At 60.8% G+C, this 15,613-nt stretch carries 14 protein-coding genes and 1 pseudogene; 8 read left to right on the top strand and 7 right to left on the bottom strand.

The features are described from left to right. Positions 1-120: 120 nt before the first annotated feature. The 4 genes from MHH62_RS19770 to antA form a co-directional block, all read right to left on the bottom strand. On the bottom strand, positions 121-1,521 hold the full coding sequence (locus MHH62_RS19770; RefSeq protein ID WP_044274391.1) for an amino acid permease: 1,401 nt from the start codon (positions 1,519-1,521) through the stop codon (positions 121-123). Between the two features lie 71 nt (positions 1,522-1,592). Then, on the bottom strand, positions 1,593-2,600 hold the full coding sequence (antC, locus tag MHH62_RS19765; protein ID WP_014719912.1) for an anthranilate 1,2-dioxygenase electron transfer component AntC: 1,008 nt from the start codon (positions 2,598-2,600) through the stop codon (positions 1,593-1,595). A gap of 128 nt (positions 2,601-2,728) precedes the next feature. Continuing rightward, positions 2,729-3,220: an anthranilate 1,2-dioxygenase small subunit gene (antB, locus tag MHH62_RS19760; protein ID WP_014719911.1), complete on the bottom strand. Its 492-nt coding sequence runs from the start codon at positions 3,218-3,220 to the stop codon at positions 2,729-2,731. Then, positions 3,220-4,611, bottom strand: coding sequence for an anthranilate 1,2-dioxygenase large subunit (antA, locus tag MHH62_RS19755; RefSeq protein WP_020302518.1), 1,392 nt, complete (start codon positions 4,609-4,611; stop codon positions 3,220-3,222). The genes antB and antA overlap by 1 nt, the downstream gene beginning before the upstream one ends. Positions 4,612-4,922: 311 nt before the next feature. Here antA and MHH62_RS19750 point away from each other — a divergent pair, with 311 nt between their 5' ends. Then, entirely contained in the window at positions 4,923-5,915 is a 993-nt protein-coding gene (locus tag MHH62_RS19750) for an AraC family transcriptional regulator (protein ID WP_103452054.1), read from the top strand. Positions 5,916-5,987: 72 nt separating this feature from the next. Here MHH62_RS19750 and MHH62_RS19745 read toward each other — a convergent pair whose 3' ends face one another. Next, positions 5,988-6,863 (bottom strand): LysR family transcriptional regulator, encoded by an 876-nt coding sequence (locus MHH62_RS19745; RefSeq protein ID WP_198833724.1) that lies wholly within the window; start codon positions 6,861-6,863, stop codon positions 5,988-5,990. Positions 6,864-6,977: 114 nt separating this feature from the next. Here MHH62_RS19745 and MHH62_RS19740 point away from each other — a divergent pair, with 114 nt between their 5' ends. From MHH62_RS19740 to catA, 3 genes are read left to right on the top strand one after another with little or no spacing between them, the layout of a single operon-like run. Continuing rightward, entirely contained in the window at positions 6,978-8,105 is a 1,128-nt protein-coding gene (locus MHH62_RS19740; protein ID WP_020302515.1) for a muconate cycloisomerase family protein, read from the top strand. 12 nt (positions 8,106-8,117) lie between these two features. Beyond that, positions 8,118-8,408, top strand: coding sequence for a muconolactone Delta-isomerase (catC, locus tag MHH62_RS19735; RefSeq protein WP_014719906.1), 291 nt, complete (start codon positions 8,118-8,120; stop codon positions 8,406-8,408). Between the two features lie 39 nt (positions 8,409-8,447). Then, positions 8,448-9,377 (top strand): catechol 1,2-dioxygenase, encoded by a 930-nt coding sequence (gene catA, locus MHH62_RS19730; protein WP_020302514.1) that lies wholly within the window; start codon positions 8,448-8,450, stop codon positions 9,375-9,377. A 106-nt stretch (positions 9,378-9,483) separates the two neighbouring features. Here catA and MHH62_RS19725 read toward each other — a convergent pair. Further along, a pseudogene (locus tag MHH62_RS19725) lies at positions 9,484-9,955 on the bottom strand (Lrp/AsnC family transcriptional regulator). Between the two features lie 144 nt (positions 9,956-10,099). Here MHH62_RS19725 and kynU point away from each other — a divergent pair. Beyond that, the gene (gene kynU / locus MHH62_RS19720; RefSeq protein WP_060768073.1) at positions 10,100-11,350 is read left to right on the top strand and encodes a kynureninase; all 1,251 of its coding nucleotides are present in this window, start codon (positions 10,100-10,102) and stop codon (positions 11,348-11,350) included. Positions 11,351-11,482: 132 nt separating this feature from the next. After that, positions 11,483-12,889 (top strand): amino acid permease, encoded by a 1,407-nt coding sequence (locus MHH62_RS19715; RefSeq protein ID WP_014719903.1) that lies wholly within the window; start codon positions 11,483-11,485, stop codon positions 12,887-12,889. On the opposite strand, the gene MHH62_RS19710 is transcribed toward MHH62_RS19715, so the two are convergent. Continuing rightward, positions 12,835-13,725 (bottom strand): LysR substrate-binding domain-containing protein, encoded by an 891-nt coding sequence (locus MHH62_RS19710; protein ID WP_339231701.1) that lies wholly within the window; start codon positions 13,723-13,725, stop codon positions 12,835-12,837. The two genes, MHH62_RS19715 and MHH62_RS19710, sit on opposite strands and share 55 nt — an antisense overlap. Before the next feature lie 185 nt (positions 13,726-13,910). On the opposite strand from MHH62_RS19710, the gene MHH62_RS19705 reads away from it, so the two are divergent. Continuing rightward, positions 13,911-14,675: a sulfite exporter TauE/SafE family protein gene (locus MHH62_RS19705; protein WP_339231699.1), complete on the top strand. Its 765-nt coding sequence runs from the start codon at positions 13,911-13,913 to the stop codon at positions 14,673-14,675. 41 nt (positions 14,676-14,716) lie between these two features. Continuing rightward, positions 14,717-15,613: a LysR family transcriptional regulator gene (locus MHH62_RS19700; protein WP_339231698.1), complete on the top strand. Its 897-nt coding sequence runs from the start codon at positions 14,717-14,719 to the stop codon at positions 15,611-15,613.

Below are 15,613 nucleotides of genomic sequence, written 5' to 3'. Positions count from 1 at the left end.
ATACAGTCAATTGTGGGAGCTGGCTTGTCGGGTCGCCGCATCGCTGCGATGGCGGTGTATCAGTCGGCTCATCCATTGGCTGACACGCCACAATCGCGGGCAAGCCCGCTCCCACAGGGGTTACTGCGCCACGGCAACCTTCCCGTTTCTGATCCGAAACCGATAGGCGATGTAGATAATCCCTACCCACACCGGCATCGCATACACCGACTCGCGAATCCCCGGAATCGCCAGCATCACGCCAATGATCATCACCATGAACGCCAGGCACAGGTAGTTGCTGAACGGGAACCAGAAGGTCTTGAACGACGGCGTCACGCCTTGCTCGCCCATGGCCTTGCGGAACTTGATATGGGTCAGGCTGATCAATGCCCAGTTGATCATCAGCGACGCGACCACCAGGGCAAACAGCAACTCCAGCGCACTGTGCGGCGCCACGTAGTTGACCACCACGCACAGCATGGTCACCAGCGCCGAAATCGCCAGGGCCCGCAGCGGCACGCCTTGTTTGTTGAGCTTCATCAGCGCCTTGGGCGCGTCACCTTGCTCGGCCAGGCCGAACAGCATGCGGCTGTTGCAGTACACGCCGCTGTTGTACACCGACAACGCCGCGGTCAGCACCACGAAGTTGAGGATGTGGGCGGCGGTGTCGTTGCCGATCAGCGAGAAAATCTGCACAAACGGGCTGCCGCTGTAGGCATCGCCCGACGCGCCGAGGGTTTGCAGCAGTTGATCCCACGGGTACAGCGACAAGAGCACGGTCAGCGCACCGACGTAGAAAATCAGAATGCGGTACACCACCTGGTTGATTGCTTTGGGGATCACCTTGCGTGGTTCGCTGGCTTCGGCGGCGGTGATGCCGACCAGTTCCAGGCCACCGAACGAGAACATGATAAAGGCCATCGACATCAACAGCCCCATGCCGCCATTGGGGAAGAACCCACCGTGGCTCCACAGGTTGCTGACCGAGGCTTGCGGGCCGCCGGTGCCGCTGAACAGCAGGTAGCAGCCGAGCACGATCATGCCGACAATCGCCACCACCTTGATGATCGCAAACCAGAATTCGGCTTCACCGAAGAACTTCACGTTCAGAGTGTTGATCAGGTTCACCGCGACGAAGAACACCAGCGCGCTGACCCAGGTTGGAATCTCCGGCCACCAGAACTGGATGTACTTGCCCACCGCCGTCAACTCGGCCATGCCCACCAGCACGTAGAGCACCCAATAGTTCCAGCCCGCCAGGAAGCCTGCGTAACCGCCCCAGTATTTATGTGCGAAGTGGCTGAAGGAACCGGCCACCGGCTCTTCGACGATCATCTCGCCGAGCTGGCGCATGATCAGGAACGCGATAAACCCGGCCACCGCATAGCCCAGGATCATCGACGGCCCCGCCGACTTGAGTACCCCGGCCGAGCCGAGGAACAAGCCTGTACCAATCGCACCTCCCAAGGCGATCAGCTGAATGTGCCGGTTCTTCAGGCCGCGCTTGAGGCCCACCGGGTTAACCATGTCATCCGCCATTAACATTCCCTTCTACTTGTTTTTCTCAAGGGTGATTGCACGCCGCATCGGCCCCTCAGAACTGCTGAGGGTCAGATATTACTCTGCGTAAACTTTTCGTAATACAACTGAACGCCATCAAGTGTCTGATCCGCCAGCCATTGCTGGATGGATTCGACCATTGGAGGGGGGCCGCACACGTACATATCCGCCGATCTGTCCCGCAATTCGGCCAGGTCGAAATGTTCGGTCAGGTAGCCGCGTTTGCCCGTCCACTCGGCTGAGGCGTCGCTCAGCACTTCGGTGTAGCGAAAGTTCGGGATTTTCGTCGCGTAGGCTTGGATACGTGCCGCTTCACATAAGTCTTCGGCGCCGCGCACGCCGTAGTACAGGTGCACAGGTTGTGTGCAGCCGTTGACGACCAGCTCATCGAGCATGCCCAACAACGCCGACAACCCGGTGCCGCCCGCCACCAGTACCAGCGGTTGGGTGACGTGCCGCAGATAAAACGCACCCAAGGGCGCCTCCATCAGCATTTCATCACCTACCTGGCAGCGTTCACGCAGGTAGTTGCTCATGACTCCGTCGGGCAGCAGGCGTACCAGGAACTGCAACTGATTACCCGGCCGGTTGGCGAAGGAGTAGGAGCGCCAGCTATCGGTGCCGGGCACCGACAGACGCGCATATTGGCCCGGCAAAAAATCCAGTGGCTGGTCCAGTTGCACCTGCAAGATGGCGGTGCTGGTCGAGACCTGCTGCACCGCGCTCACCGTGCCGCGTACCTGCACGGGCCCGGGGGCGTTGCACAGGCTCGAATCAAAGTCGAAATAAAAGGTGGCGTCGGACTTCACCCGAGTCTGGCAACTGAGCATCTTGCGCTGTTGCAGGTCGAGGCTGGAGAGCGCTTCCTCGTCGACGTAGTCCTGGGTGTACTCACCGGATTCGCAACGCCCTTGGCAGGTGCCGCACACACCTTCGCGGCAATCGAGCGGGATCTTGATGCCGTTGCGCAGGGCCGCGTCCAACAGGATTTCATGGGCGCCCACCGGGAAGAACAGGGTCTTGCCATCGGCAAAGCTGAAGGCCACTTTGTGATTCATTGATGAACTCCACGCGTGCCCCTGTGGCGAGGGAGCTTGCTCCCGCTGGGCTGCGAAGCTGCCCCAAAAAACTGGGAGCGCTGCGCACTCCAGCGGGAGCAAGCTCCCTCGCCACAGGGGGGCTGGTTTTAAAGGTGATAGAAATCCAGCACCGAATTGATGGTGTCGTTGAGCAGCAAGGCGTGCTTGCGCATGATCAGCCAGCTGTCGCCCGCAGGCTTGAGGCGGTACGTGGCATGCCCATAGAACTGCTCGGACGTGGCGAGGCGATAGAAGAGCGTGTGCCAGTTCAAACGCACCTCCAACGTGTCGTCGGCCTGCTCGGCAATGCGTACGTTATTGATCAGGTGCAAGGTGCGCGGCATCGGCGTGGCAGAGGCGGCTTTGCCGGTGCGCAGGCGGAACACACGGTCCTCCAGGCCCGAGCGGTTGGCGTAGTAGATCAACGACATCTCGCGCTTGGGGTCTTGGGTGTAGACGTGTTCGGAATCCCATTGCGGCAGGTGAAACTCACTCTGCGGGTCGAACAACTGCACGTAGGCATCCCAGTCCTGGGCGTCGCACAGTTCGGACTTGCGGTAGAAGAACTGCTCGATCTGGTACTGCAATTGCGCATTCATCACTTCACCTCCCGCAGTGTCAGCGCTTGTCGCTCCAGGCCCTGGAGCAGGAACTGCTGCCAGTTGCGATGCTGGTTGACGTACAAACCTTCGTGGGTGAACTCGGTGCCGGTCATGGCTGGTTGGATGCCAATGGCTTCGCTGTTGGGCGTCGGCCCAGTCTCCCAGCGATGGCTGCCTCGTGAGATATCGCTCCAGCGCTCCAGGCGGCCCTGGAAACCGCGCTGGGCTTCGCGAAACTCCACCAGGTCATCCGGCGTGCCCATGCCCGAGACGTTGAAGAAGTCCTCGAACTGGCGAATCCGGTTTTCGCGGTCGGCGTCGGACTCACCCTTGACCCCCAGGCACTGGCTGATGATCTCGGTCTTGTTCCAGGCCACCGGGCGGATGATGCGCAACTGCGAGCTGATCTGGTCGAGAAAGAACAGGCTGGGGTAGATATTCAGGTTGCGCAGGCGGTGCATCATCCACTCGGCCTTCTGCTGGCCGTGTTCTTCTACCAGGCGCGGCATGATGGTGGCGTAGCCGGAGCGCACGCTGGGGTTGGGCATGTCGCTGAACAACACACTGTGGCCGTTATTGAAGGCGAACCAGCCGTCATCGGTATTCGCGTCGCCGGCGCCGAGCTTGCTGTAGTCCAGCGTCGTGCTGGAACCCGCGCCGTTTTCGGTGTTGACCTGCTGGCGATGCTGCACGGTGGCCACGTAGTTGTAGTGCACGGTGCTGACGTGATAACCGTCCAGGCCGTTTTCGTTTTGCAGCTTCCAGTTGCCGTCGTAGGTGTAGGCGGACTTGCCCGGCAGCACTTCCAGCTCACCGGTGGCCGATTGCGCCACCATCATGTCGAAGAACACTTTGGCGTCGCCGAGGAAATCTTCCAGGCTGTTAGTGCCGTTCACGTCCAGGCTGATAAACACAAAGCCCTTGTAGCTGTCGATGCGCGCTTTTTTCAGGCCGCGGGTGGCCTTGTCGAAACCTTCCGGGTATTCCCCCGGCGCCTTGACCTTCACCAGTCGGCCATCGCTCTTGTAGCACCAGGCGTGGAACGGGCAGGTGAAGGTGGACTGGTTGCCCTTGCCCACGCGGGTGAGGGTAGTGCCGCGATGCTGGCAGGCGTTGATCAGCGCGTTGAGCCGGCCTTCGCCGTCGCGGGTGATGATCATCGGCTGGCGCCCGGCGCGCATCGTCACGAAGTCGTGGTTATGGGCCAGTTCGCTTTCGTGGCAGGCGTAGATCCAGTTCTTCTCGAAGATCAGTTCCATCTCCAGGTCGAACAGCTCGGGCTCGGTGAACATGTCGCGGGCGATGCGGAACACTTCATCCGCCGGGCGAAAGTCCAGGCAACTTTCGATAAAGGATTTCCACTGCTCGACGGTTCTTGCACCACTCATGGGAGGCACCTTTTGATCATGGCTAAACGGTGAGCCATTAAGCGGCTGCGATGCGGTGGCGGGCTATCCGCTTAATGGGGGAACGCAGGCCGCAAAGTTGGGCAGCAAATACCCATGGCGGTGCGCGCAGGTGACGGCATGCGCTACTGTGATGGTGGGCGATGGTCGTAAAGCCCTGGGATTTATCCACATAGTCGACCGTTACTATCCACCCAGTGGCCACGCTGCTGGCGTGGCCTGGAACTTGCTGTCGAGGTTCAACGACGCGCCGCCAGAGCGCGCAAATGCCTAACCGCCGTGGGTGCACCCTGATGAGTAGCCAGACACGCGATATTCATATTCAACGCTTCGACCTGGAAGGCGCGCGCAGCTGGATGTCCGGCATCTGCGGGCCCCATCGCCTGGCGACGGCCACCCCCGAGCGCCTGCGCTTTCACCACAGCGCCAACGTGTTCAAGTCCCGCGCCACCACTCTGGGCGTGATCGAATACGGTACCGATGTGACCATCGACATCGAAGACGCCGAGCACTTTCGCAGCTACAGCTTGAGCCTGCCGCTGGTGGGCGAGCAGGAGCTGAGCAAGAACGGTGAGCGCCTCAGTTCCAACCGCGACCAGGGCGTGATCATTTCACCCAATGAGCATCAGGTGCTGGCGATTTCCGGTGACTGCCGCAAGTTGCAGGTGGTGATCACCCGCGCGGCGATGAGCGAGTCACTGGAAGGTTTGCTGCAACGGCCCATCGATGCACCGCTGCGGTTTGAGTCGGTGATGGATGCTGTGGACGGAGCACCGGCCTCGTGGTGGCGCATGGCGCGATACTTCATCGCCGAACTGGAATGCAGCAGCGAGTTGTACGAGCAGGCGGCGTTTACCCGTGACCTGGAAAGCTCGCTGATCAAGGGGCTGATCCTGGCCCAACCGAATAACTACTCTGAAGAGTTGCGCGACGTGTTGGGGGTAAAACTGCCGCACTACTTGATCCGTGCGCGGCAATTCATCCACGACAACGCCCGTGAAGTGCTGCACCTGGAAGACCTGGAAGCGGCGGCGGGCGTGTCGCGGTTCAAACTGTTCGATGCGTTTCGCAAGTACTTCGCACTGTCGCCCATGGCGTATCTGAAGAAGCATCGGCTGGGGGCGGTGCGCCAGGAAATTCTGGAGCAGGGCTCAATGCGCACTATTTCTGAAATCGCCCTGGGCTGGGGGTTTACGCACCTGGGGCGGTTTTCGGCGGAATACCGCAAGCTGTTCGATGAGTCGCCCAGCCAGACATTGCAACGCAAGCGCCTGCGCATTACTTGAACTCGGGTGAGGATCAACAGGTGGGAGCTGGCTTGCCTGCTCCCACATGGAGTATGGGGTGCCTGGAGGATCTCAGATCAACTCCTCAACCAGTTGCAGGCAATGAGTCAGCCCCGGCGACCGGTCATTCACCCGCCGGCTGAGGATGATCGGCGAACTCGCCGTCGCCTCCACCACCGGCGTATAGCCAATATCCGCCCGATGCAGCACCTGCACCGACGCCGGCACCAGCGTCACGCCCATACCGGCGCCCACCAGGCCGATAGCGGTCTGCAATTCGTTGGTCCACTGCGCCACCTTCACGCTCAAGCCATGGGCGTCGAACAGCGCGATCACATGGTCGGCATAGCTGGGGCGCGGGTTGCCGGGGTAGAGCACGAAGGGTTCGCCGGCCAATTGGGCGAGGGTGGCCGGAGCGCCCAGCAACGGGTGACCGCTGGGCAGCACCGCCACCAGGCGGTCTTCCACCAGTACGCGCTGGACAATGGCCGGGTCGTCGATGCGAATACGCCCGAAGCCCACGTCAATGCGGCCAGCCTTGAGCGCTTCGACCTGCTGCAAGGTGGTCATTTCCGACAAACCCAGCTCCAGCTCCAGGGCCTCGTGGGTGCGCAGGCGCCGAATCAGCTCCGGCAGCACGCCGTACAAGGTCGACGGCGCGAAGCCGATGCCCAGCCAGGTTTTCTCGCCTTGGCCGATGCGCCGAGTGGTGTCGCAGACCTTGTCCAGTTGTTCGAGCAGTACATTAGCGTGCTCATAGAAAAAACGCCCGGCTTCGGTCAGGCGCAAAGGCCGACTGCGCTCCAGCAGCACCACCCCCAGTTCATCCTCCAGCTGCTGGATCTGCCGGCTCAAGGGCGGCTGGGCGATGTGCAGGCGTTCGGCAGCCCGGGTGAAGTTAAGGGTTTCGCCCAGCACCTGGAAATAGCGCAAGTGACGCAGTTCCATATCGACTCCTTTCATACCTTGAGGGTATTGCACCAGACCAATTCTATATTGGAACCCCAAAAAAATGCGGCACAGAATCGACGCAAATCTATAAAGAACCCAACGGGTATTGCCATGCCGATTTGCGCCATCGAATCGATCGACACGCTTATTGTTGATCTGCCCACCATTCGCCCGCACAAGCTGGCGATGCACACCATGCAAAACCAGACCCTGGTGATCATCCGCCTGCGTTGTGCCGACGGCATTGAAGGCATCGGCGAAGCCACCACCATTGGCGGCCTGAGCTACGGCAATGAAAGCCCCGACAGCATCAAAATCAATATCGACCGCCACTTTGCGCCGCTATTGATCGGTCAGGACGCGAGCAACGTCAATGCGGCCATGTTGCGCCTGGAACGCAGTATTCGCGGCAACACCTTTGCCAAGTCCGGTATCGAAAGCGCCTTGCTCGACGCGCTCGGCAAACGCCTCGGGCTGCCGGTCAGCGAGCTGCTGGGCGGGCGTGTGCGTGATGCGTTGCCGGTGGCCTGGACCCTGGCCAGCGGTAATACCGAACAGGACATCAACGAGGCCGAGAAAATGCTCGACCTGCGCCGTCACCGCCTCTTCAAATTGAAGATTGGCGCCGGTGAAGTCAGCCGCGACCTGGCCCATGTGATCGCAATCAAGAAAGCCCTGGGCGAGCGCGCCAGTGTGCGCGTCGACGTCAACCAGGCCTGGGATGAGGCCGTGGCCCTGCGGGCATGCAAGGTGCTCGGCGACCACGGTATCGATCTGATCGAACAACCGATCTCGCGCAACAACCGTGGCGGCATGGCCCGGCTCAACCTGTCGAGCCCGGTGCCGATCATGGCCGATGAATCTATCGAATGTGTGGAAGACGCCTTTAACCTGGCCCGTGAAGGCGCGGCCACGGTGTTCGCCCTCAAGATCGCCAAGAACGGTGGCCCTCGCGCTGTATTGCGCACGGCGGCGATTGCCGAAGCGGCTGGCATCGGCCTGTACGGCGGCACCATGCTCGAAGGCGGCATTGGCACCCTGGCCTCGGCCCATGCCTTTCTCACGCTGAACACCCTGGCGTGGGGCACCGAATTGTTCGGCCCGCTGTTGCTCACCGAAGACATCCTCACCGAGCCACCGGTGTACCGCGATTTCCAGCTGCATGTGTCCACTGCGCCGGGCCTGGGTCTGACGCTCGATGAAGAGCGCCTGGCGTTCTTTCGCCGTGACAAACACTAAGAGGCCTCTGCCATGTTGTTCCACGTAAAAATGACCGTGAACCTGCCCCTCGATATGCACCCCGAGCGTGCCGCCAGCCTCAAGGCCGAGGAGAAAGCCTTGGCGCAGCGCCTGCAACAAGAGGGCAAATGGCGCCACCTGTGGCGCATCGCCGGGCATTACGCCAACTACAGCGTGTTCGATGTCGACAGCGTCCAGGACCTGCACGACCTGCTGATGCAACTGCCGTTGTTCCCCTACATGGCCATCGAAGTGAACGCGCTGTGCCGCCATCCGTCGTCGATCCATGCGGACGACCGCTGAGCCGGCTTGCACCTATAACTACAAGATGAGGAATGCACCATGTCCATCCGCCTGTCCCAGACTGCCCACGCCCAACAGTTTCTCGAAGAAGCCAGCGGCAACCTCAATGACGCGGGCAACCCACGTACCAAGGCGCTGATTTACCGGATCCTGCGCGACACCGTGAACATCATCGAAGACCTGGAAGTGACCCCGGAAGAATTCTGGAAGGCGGTCAACTACCTCAATGAACTGGGCAAAAACCAGGAGGCCGGTCTGCTCGCTGCCGGCCTGGGCCTGGAGCATTATCTGGACCTGTTGATGGACGCCGCCGATGAGCAGGCAGGCAAGTCCGGCGGTACACCGCGCACCATCGAAGGCCCGTTGTATGTGGCCGGCGCGCCGCTGTCCCAATACGAAGCACGGCTGGATGATGGTCAGGACGACGCGGTGCCGTTGTTCATGCGCGGGCAAGTGCGCGATACCGCAGGCAAGCCATTGGCGGGGGCGATTGTCGATGTGTGGCAGGCCAATACCGGCGGCACTTACTCGTGGTTCGACCCGAATCAATCTGAATTCAACCTGCGTCGCCGTATCGAGACCGACGCCCAGGGCAACTACCGTTTTCGCAGCATCGTACCTTCGGGCTACGGTTGCCCGCCGAGCGGGCCGACGCAACAGTTGCTCGACCAATTGGGGCGCCACGGGCAACGGCCGGCGCATATCCACTTCTTCATTTCGGCGCCTGGGCACCGGCACCTGACCACGCAGATCAACCTGTCGGATGACCCGTACCTGCACGATGACTTCGCCTATGCCACCCGCGATGAACTGATTGCCGAGATCCGCTTCAGCGACGATCCGCAACTGGCGCGGGAATTTGGCGTGCAAGGACGGTTTGCGCAGATTGATTTTGACTTTGAGTTGCAGGTGGCGGATGCGCCAATAGAACAGCAGCGCATGCAACGAGTGCGTGCTCTGGAAGACTGATCAACTCGGTCAACTGTGGGAGCTGGCTTGCCTGCGATAGCGGTGGAACATTCACTACCGCTATCGCAGGCAAGCCAGCTCCCACATTGGTTTTGGGGTGTTTGTGTTATTTGCGCACGACCAGGTCCAACACCTCATCCCGGTCCTTGATCTTCTGCAGCACGATCTCCGAACGGATATCCATCACCCCCGCCGTGCGGTTCAGGTGGTTCACGATAAAGTCCGAAAAGTGCTTGAGGTTGCGCGCCTGCACCCGCAGCACATAGTTGCTGGCGCCGGTGATCACATAGGCGCTCGCCACCTCCGGCCAGCCTTGCACCTTCTTGATGAACGTCTCATGCCAGTCCTCCACATCCTGGCGCAACGACAGGTGCACGATGGCTTCCAGCTCGATCCCCAACTGCTCGGCGTTCAATACCGCGCGGTAGCCGCTGATGATTCCCGCTCTCCAGCAGGCGCAAACGGCGCAGGCATGCAGACGGCGACAGCGCGACTTTTTCCGCCAATTCCTGGTTGCTGATGCGGCCATCCTGTTGCAGGAAATGCAGGAGGCGCAGGTCGGTGGCGTCGAGAATCATGCTTGGAAGATATCCGCGTGTTTGGAGGTTAAATTCGAATTTCCTACAGCTTAAATAGCCGTTTACCCACCACTTTGCACGAAAATTCTCTAAAAGTTCGTTCATTATTTGGTCCATCCTCACCTATAAAAACCAGGACGACCCATGACCACTCGAAGCCATTGCCAAGCCCTCGACGCACAGGACCCTTTGGCCCCCCTGCGTGCCCAATTCGCCTTGCCCGAGGGCGTGATCTACCTCGACGGCAACTCCCTCGGCGCTCGCCCGGTGGCGGCGCTGGAACGCGCACAACAGGTGATCGCCGAGGAGTGGGGCAACGGCTTGATTCGTAGCTGGAACAGCGCTGGCTGGGCGCAGTTGTCCCAGCGCCTGGGCAATCGCCTGGCGCCATTGATTGGTGCGCGTGACGGCGAGGTAGTGATCACCGACACCACCTCGATCAACCTGTTCAAAGTGCTCAGCGCCGCCTTGAGTGTGCAGCGCCAACGTACACCTGCGCGCAAGGTCATCGTCAGCGAAGCGAGCAACTTTCCCACCGACTTGTACATCGCCGAAGGCTTGGCCGAATTGCTGCAACAAGGCTATTCCCTGCGCCTGGTGAACAGCCCGGCCGAACTGCCCCAGGCCATTGATGCGGACGTGGCGGTGGTGATGCTCACCCACGTCAACTACAAGACCGGCTATATGTACGACATGGCGGCGCTGACCGCACTGAGCCACGAGTGCGGCGCGCTGAGCATCTGGGACCTGGCGCATTCGGCGGGCGCGGTGCCTGTCGATCTGCACCATGCCGGCGCGGATTATGCGATTGGCTGCACCTACAAATACCTCAACGGCGGCCCGGGCTCCCAGGCGTTTGTGTGGGTCAACCCGGCGTTGGTGGATGTGGTGCGCCAGCCGTTGTCGGGTTGGTTCGGGCATACCCGCCAGTTCGCCATGGAGTCCACCTACGCCCCCAGCGCCGGCATTGCCCGCTACCTCTGCGGTACGCAGCCGATTACCTCGTTGGCCATGGTGGAATGCGGCCTGGAGATTTTCGCCCAGACCGACATGGCCAGCCTGCGCCGCAAATCCCTGGCCTTGACCGACCTGTTTATTGCGTTGGTCGAAAGCCGTTGCGCCGCCCATGGCCTGGAACTGATAACCCCGCGTGAACACACCCGGCGCGGCAGCCACGTCAGCTTTGAACACCCCGAAGGTTACGCGGTGATCCAGGCCTTGATCGCCCGAGGCGTGATCGGCGATTACCGTGAACCGCGGATCATGCGTTTTGGCTTCACGCCGTTGTATAGCAGCTTTACCGAGGTGTGGGACGCCGTGGAAATTCTCGGTGAAATTCTCGACAACGCCACCTGGGACCAGCCGCAATTCAAAGTCCGCAACAGCGTTACTTAAGAGCAACACAGATCAAATGTGGGAGCTGGCTTGCCTGCGATAGCGTCGGTGCATTCACTACCGTTATCGCAGGCAAGCCAGCTCCCACAGGTTCAGCGTCAGCCACTATCACAATAATAAAGGGGCACACCCGTGACCACGCCAGACAACGGCTTTGCAGAGATTACCCACCGTGAACTGGGCCTGAGGCGCCAGCTCACTTCCGGCCAGATGAGCATGATCGCCATCGGTGGCGCCATCGGCACCGGGCTGTTCATGGGCAGCGCCTACGCCATCGGTTATGCCGGGCCGAGCGTGCTGGTGAGCTACGCCATCGGCGCATTGATTACCTTGCTGCTGATGGGCTGCCTGGCGGAGATGACGGTGGCCCATTCCACCTCCGGCTCCTTTGGCGCCTATGCCGAGTTCTACATCAGCCCGTTGGCCGGGTTCCTGGTGCGGTATGCCTACTGGGCGGCGATTGTGCTGGCGGTGGGGGCCGAGGTCACGGCGGTGGCGATGTACATGAAGTACTGGTTTGCCAACGTGCCGGAGTGGGTGTGGATCGTGTCGTTTTCCAGTGTGCTGATCCTGCTCAACGCGATCAGCGTGAAGACCTTCGGCAACTTCGAATACTGGTTCTCGACGATCAAGATCAGCGCTATTGTCGGTTTCATCATACTGGCAGTGTATGTGGTGTTCGGCTCTGGTAACCCCGACTACGGCGTGCAGAACTACACGGCCCACGACGGCTTTTTCCCCCATGGCTTGAGTGGCATGTGGATCGCGGTGATCGTGTCGATCTTCAGCTACCTCAGTGTCGAGATGATCGCCGTGGCCGCCGGTGAAGCCGCCGACCCGGAGCAGGCGGTGAAGAAAGCCTTCCGCGCTACCATCGTGCGGCTGGTGGTGTTCTATCTGCTGACCCTGGCGCTGATGCTCGCCATCGTACCGTGGAACCAGGCCGGCCAGGCCCAGAGCCCGTTTGTCACAGTGATGCAGACCATCGGCATTCCCGGCGCCACTGGAGTGATGAATTTTGTGATCCTGATCGCAGCGCTGTCGGCCATGAACAGCCAGCTCTACATCACCACGCGCATGATGTTCAGCCTGTCCCGCGCCGGCTTTGCGCCCAAGTCCATGGGCGCGTTGAGCAAGAACGGCATTCCGCTCAACGCTTTGCTGCTGTCCAGTTCGGGTATTGCCCTGGCGACGTTGCTCAACGTGGTGTACCCGGAAAGTTCGTTCACCCTGATGATGGCGATCTCGATGTTTGGCGCGATCTTCACCTGGTTCATGATCTTCCTCACTCACCTGTTTTTCCGCCGCTATCGCAAGCGTCATGGCGGGGCGAAGTTGTCGTTCCAGTTGCGCCTGTTTCCCTACAGCACGTTGCTGGGGTTGGTGCTGATGGGGGCGGTGATGATCACCACCTATTTCACCGACGCCTTCAAGATGACACTGGTGTTTGGCGTGCCGTTCCTGCTGATTCTGTCGGCTGTGTATTACGGGTTCTTCCGCAAGGGCAGGGCCAAGGCGTCGAACAAAGCCCTGGCATAACCCGGCAGTTGCTCGAACGAGCGTGCGCATAACAGCAACGTGCGGCAGGCCCACTCCTCTTGCAGGGGGTGGGCCTTGAAACGGCGTTCTGACGGCCAGCGGTCCAAGGCGGCCTGAGGCACGATGCCCAGGCCCGCACCGCCGACGACCATGCGAATCAACCCCTCAAAACCGTCGGCGCGAATGCGCGTCTGCAAGCGAAAGCCAGCGTGCAGTGCCTGTTCTTCCAGGTAAACCGCCAACGCGCTGTTCGCCCCCAGGCCCACGTAGTCGTATTGCAGGCTCTCGATAAAACTCGGGTTGGTCAACGGGTGGTCCAGGGGCATGATCAGCACCAGCGGGTCGTCGCGAAACGCCAGGGTCTGCAAGCCGTGGGTGTCTACCGCATCGGAAATAATCCCCAGGTCGGCGGTGCCCTGGCGCAAGGCGTGGGTGATGCGCAGGCTGGGCAACTCTTGCAGGTCGATATCGAGGTTGGGATGCTCGCGCAAAAACTGCGCGAGCAGCTCCGGCAGGTATTCGCTGAGGGCGGTGGTGTTGCACAGCAGGCGTACCTGGCCTTTGACGCCATTGGCGTATTCGGCCAGGTCTTGCTGCAGATGGTCGGCCTGCTGCAACAGCAGGCGAGCATGCCGGGCCAGGGCTTTGCCCGCGGGTGTTGGGGTTACGCCACGGCGGCCGCGCTCGAGAAACGCGATGCCCAGTGAAGACTCCATGGCTCGGATGCGTGCGCTGGCGGCAGCCAGGGACAGGTGGCTGCGGGCCGCGCCAGCGGTGATATTGCCGCTGTCCAGGATGTGCAGGTAGAGGCGCAGGTCGATGAGGTCAAAGTGCATGAAGTTTCCCAGTGACTGGAAGGGCCTCATCGCAGGCAAGCCAGCTCCCACCCTTGAATGTATTCACAATTCCAAATGTGGGAGCTGGCTTGTCTGCGATAGCGTCATCAGCCTCACGCAAAACAAGAGGCTGGCTCAGTATATGGCGAATTTTCAGCCACTCTCCAGCCCTGCACAATCGATGCATGAATACCTTCCTCTGCTTCTACCAAAACCTCGGTCCCGCACTGACAGCGCTGGTCATCACTACCTTCCTGCTGGCCGGTACGGTGAAGGGCGTCATCGGCCTGGGCTTGCCCACTGTAGCCATGGGCATGCTTGGCCTGGCTATGCTGCCGGCGCAGGCTGCGGTATTGCTGATCATTCCTTCGACGGTGACCAACCTGTGGCAACTGTCCTTTGGCGGGCACTTGGGTGCCTTGCTCAAACGCCTGTGGCCGATGCTGTTGCTGATTTTCCTCGGCACCGGGTTGGGCACCTTGTGGCTAGGCATGGGTAGCGGACCTTGGGTGGTGCGTGCCCTGGGCGCGGCTTTACTGGTGTATGCGCTGAGCGGGTTATTCCTGCCGACCTTCAAGGTCGCGCCCCGAACCGAGCGCTGGCTGGGCCCCATGTGCGGGGTGATCACCGGCATCATTACCTCGGCCACCGGTGTCTTCGTGATCCCTGCGGTGCCGTACCTGCAAGCGCTGGGCTTGAGCCGTGACCATTTGGTGCAGGCGCTGGGGCTGTCGTTCACCGTATCGACGTTGGCACTTGCCGCCGGGCTGGCTTGGCGCGGTGTGCTGGGCGGGGGTGAAATGGGGGCGTCGGTGTTGGCGCTGGTGCCGGCCTTGCTGGGGATGTGGCTGGGCCAGGTGGTGCGTCGGCGTATCAGTGCCGTGTGGTTCAAACGTGGATTTTTTACCGGCATGGCGTTGTTGGGAGGCCATTTGTTGCTGGCTGGTTAATAATGAGCGGGCATTTTTCAGCCGTTAATGAAGGACTGCCCGTGAAAGCCCGTTCCGATGAGCTACAGATCTTCGTCAGCGTGATTGAATGCGGCTCGATTTCTGCCGCCGCCGAAAAGGTCGGGCAAACGCCGTCTGCGGTCAGCCGCACGCTGTCGCGCCTGGAAGCCAAGCTCGATACCACGCTGATCAACCGCACCACGCGACGCATGGACTTGACCGAGGAGGGCAAGTACTTCTTCGAGCAGGCCAAGCTGATCCTGGCGCAGATGGATGAGCTGGAAGAGCGCCTGTCCTCGCGCCAGAAAAAGCCGGCCGGGCGCCTGCGTATCAACGCCGCCGTGCCGTTCATGCTGCATGGGATCGTGCCGTACATCGCTGAATTTCGCAGCCTCTACCCGGATATCCAGTTGGAGCTCAACAGCGATGATTTGATCATCGACCTGCTGGAGCAAAGCACCGACATCGCCATTCGCATCGGCGCCCTTGCCGACTCGACCCTGCATGCGCGGTTCCTGGGCAGCACGCCGCTGCATGTCCTGGCCAGCCCCGACTACCTCAAGCAGTACGGCACGCCGACGACCGTTGCCGAGTTGGCTGATCACACCTTGCTGGGCTTCACCCACACCGAGACCCTCAACCACTGGCCGCTGCGCCATGGTGAAGGTGACCGCTGGCTGATCCAGCCCAATGTCAGCGCCTCCAGTGGCGAAACCGTGCGCCAGTTGGCGCTGCAGGGGCAGGGAATTTGTTGCCTGTCGAATTTCATGACGGTCGACGATATCGATGCCGGCCGCCTGGTGCCCATGCTGGAGGCGTCCAACAGCGGTTATCGCCAGCCGATCCACGCGGTGTTCTATCGCAACTCGCAATTGGCGCTGCGCATTCAGTGCTTCCTGGACTTCATTCAGGCCAAGTTGGCGCGGTATGCGCGCTGA

It is taken from the genome of Pseudomonas sp. FSL L8-0168 (assembly GCF_037976155.1).
GTDB classification, from domain to species: domain Bacteria; phylum Pseudomonadota; class Gammaproteobacteria; order Pseudomonadales; family Pseudomonadaceae; genus Aquipseudomonas; species Aquipseudomonas paracarnis.
This window is presented reverse-complemented; position numbering and strand designations above follow the sequence as displayed.

Bases quoted from the DNA above. Each gene is read 5' to 3' on its own strand.
- MHH62_RS19745 (WP_198833724.1), bottom strand. From the start codon at position 6,863: ATGGAACTGCGTCACTTGCGCTATTTCCAGGTGCTGGGCGAAACCCTT.
- antA (WP_020302518.1), bottom strand. From the start codon at position 4,611: ATGAGTGGTGCAAGAACCGTCGAGCAGTGGAAATCCTTTATCGAAAGT.
- catC (WP_014719906.1), top strand. From the start codon at position 8,118: ATGTTGTTCCACGTAAAAATGACCGTGAACCTGCCCCTCGATATGCAC.
- MHH62_RS19705 (WP_339231699.1), top strand. From the start codon at position 13,911: ATGAATACCTTCCTCTGCTTCTACCAAAACCTCGGTCCCGCACTGACA.
- antC (WP_014719912.1), bottom strand. From the start codon at position 2,600: ATGAATCACAAAGTGGCCTTCAGCTTTGCCGATGGCAAGACCCTGTTC.
- catA (WP_020302514.1), top strand. From the start codon at position 8,448: ATGTCCATCCGCCTGTCCCAGACTGCCCACGCCCAACAGTTTCTCGAA.
- kynU (WP_060768073.1), top strand. From the start codon at position 10,100: ATGACCACTCGAAGCCATTGCCAAGCCCTCGACGCACAGGACCCTTTG.
- MHH62_RS19740 (WP_020302515.1), top strand. From the start codon at position 6,978: ATGCCGATTTGCGCCATCGAATCGATCGACACGCTTATTGTTGATCTG.
- MHH62_RS19750 (WP_103452054.1), top strand. From the start codon at position 4,923: ATGAGTAGCCAGACACGCGATATTCATATTCAACGCTTCGACCTGGAA.
- MHH62_RS19710 (WP_339231701.1), bottom strand. From the start codon at position 13,725: ATGCACTTTGACCTCATCGACCTGCGCCTCTACCTGCACATCCTGGAC.
- MHH62_RS19770 (WP_044274391.1), bottom strand. From the start codon at position 1,521: ATGGCGGATGACATGGTTAACCCGGTGGGCCTCAAGCGCGGCCTGAAG.
- antB (WP_014719911.1), bottom strand. From the start codon at position 3,220: ATGAATGCGCAATTGCAGTACCAGATCGAGCAGTTCTTCTACCGCAAG.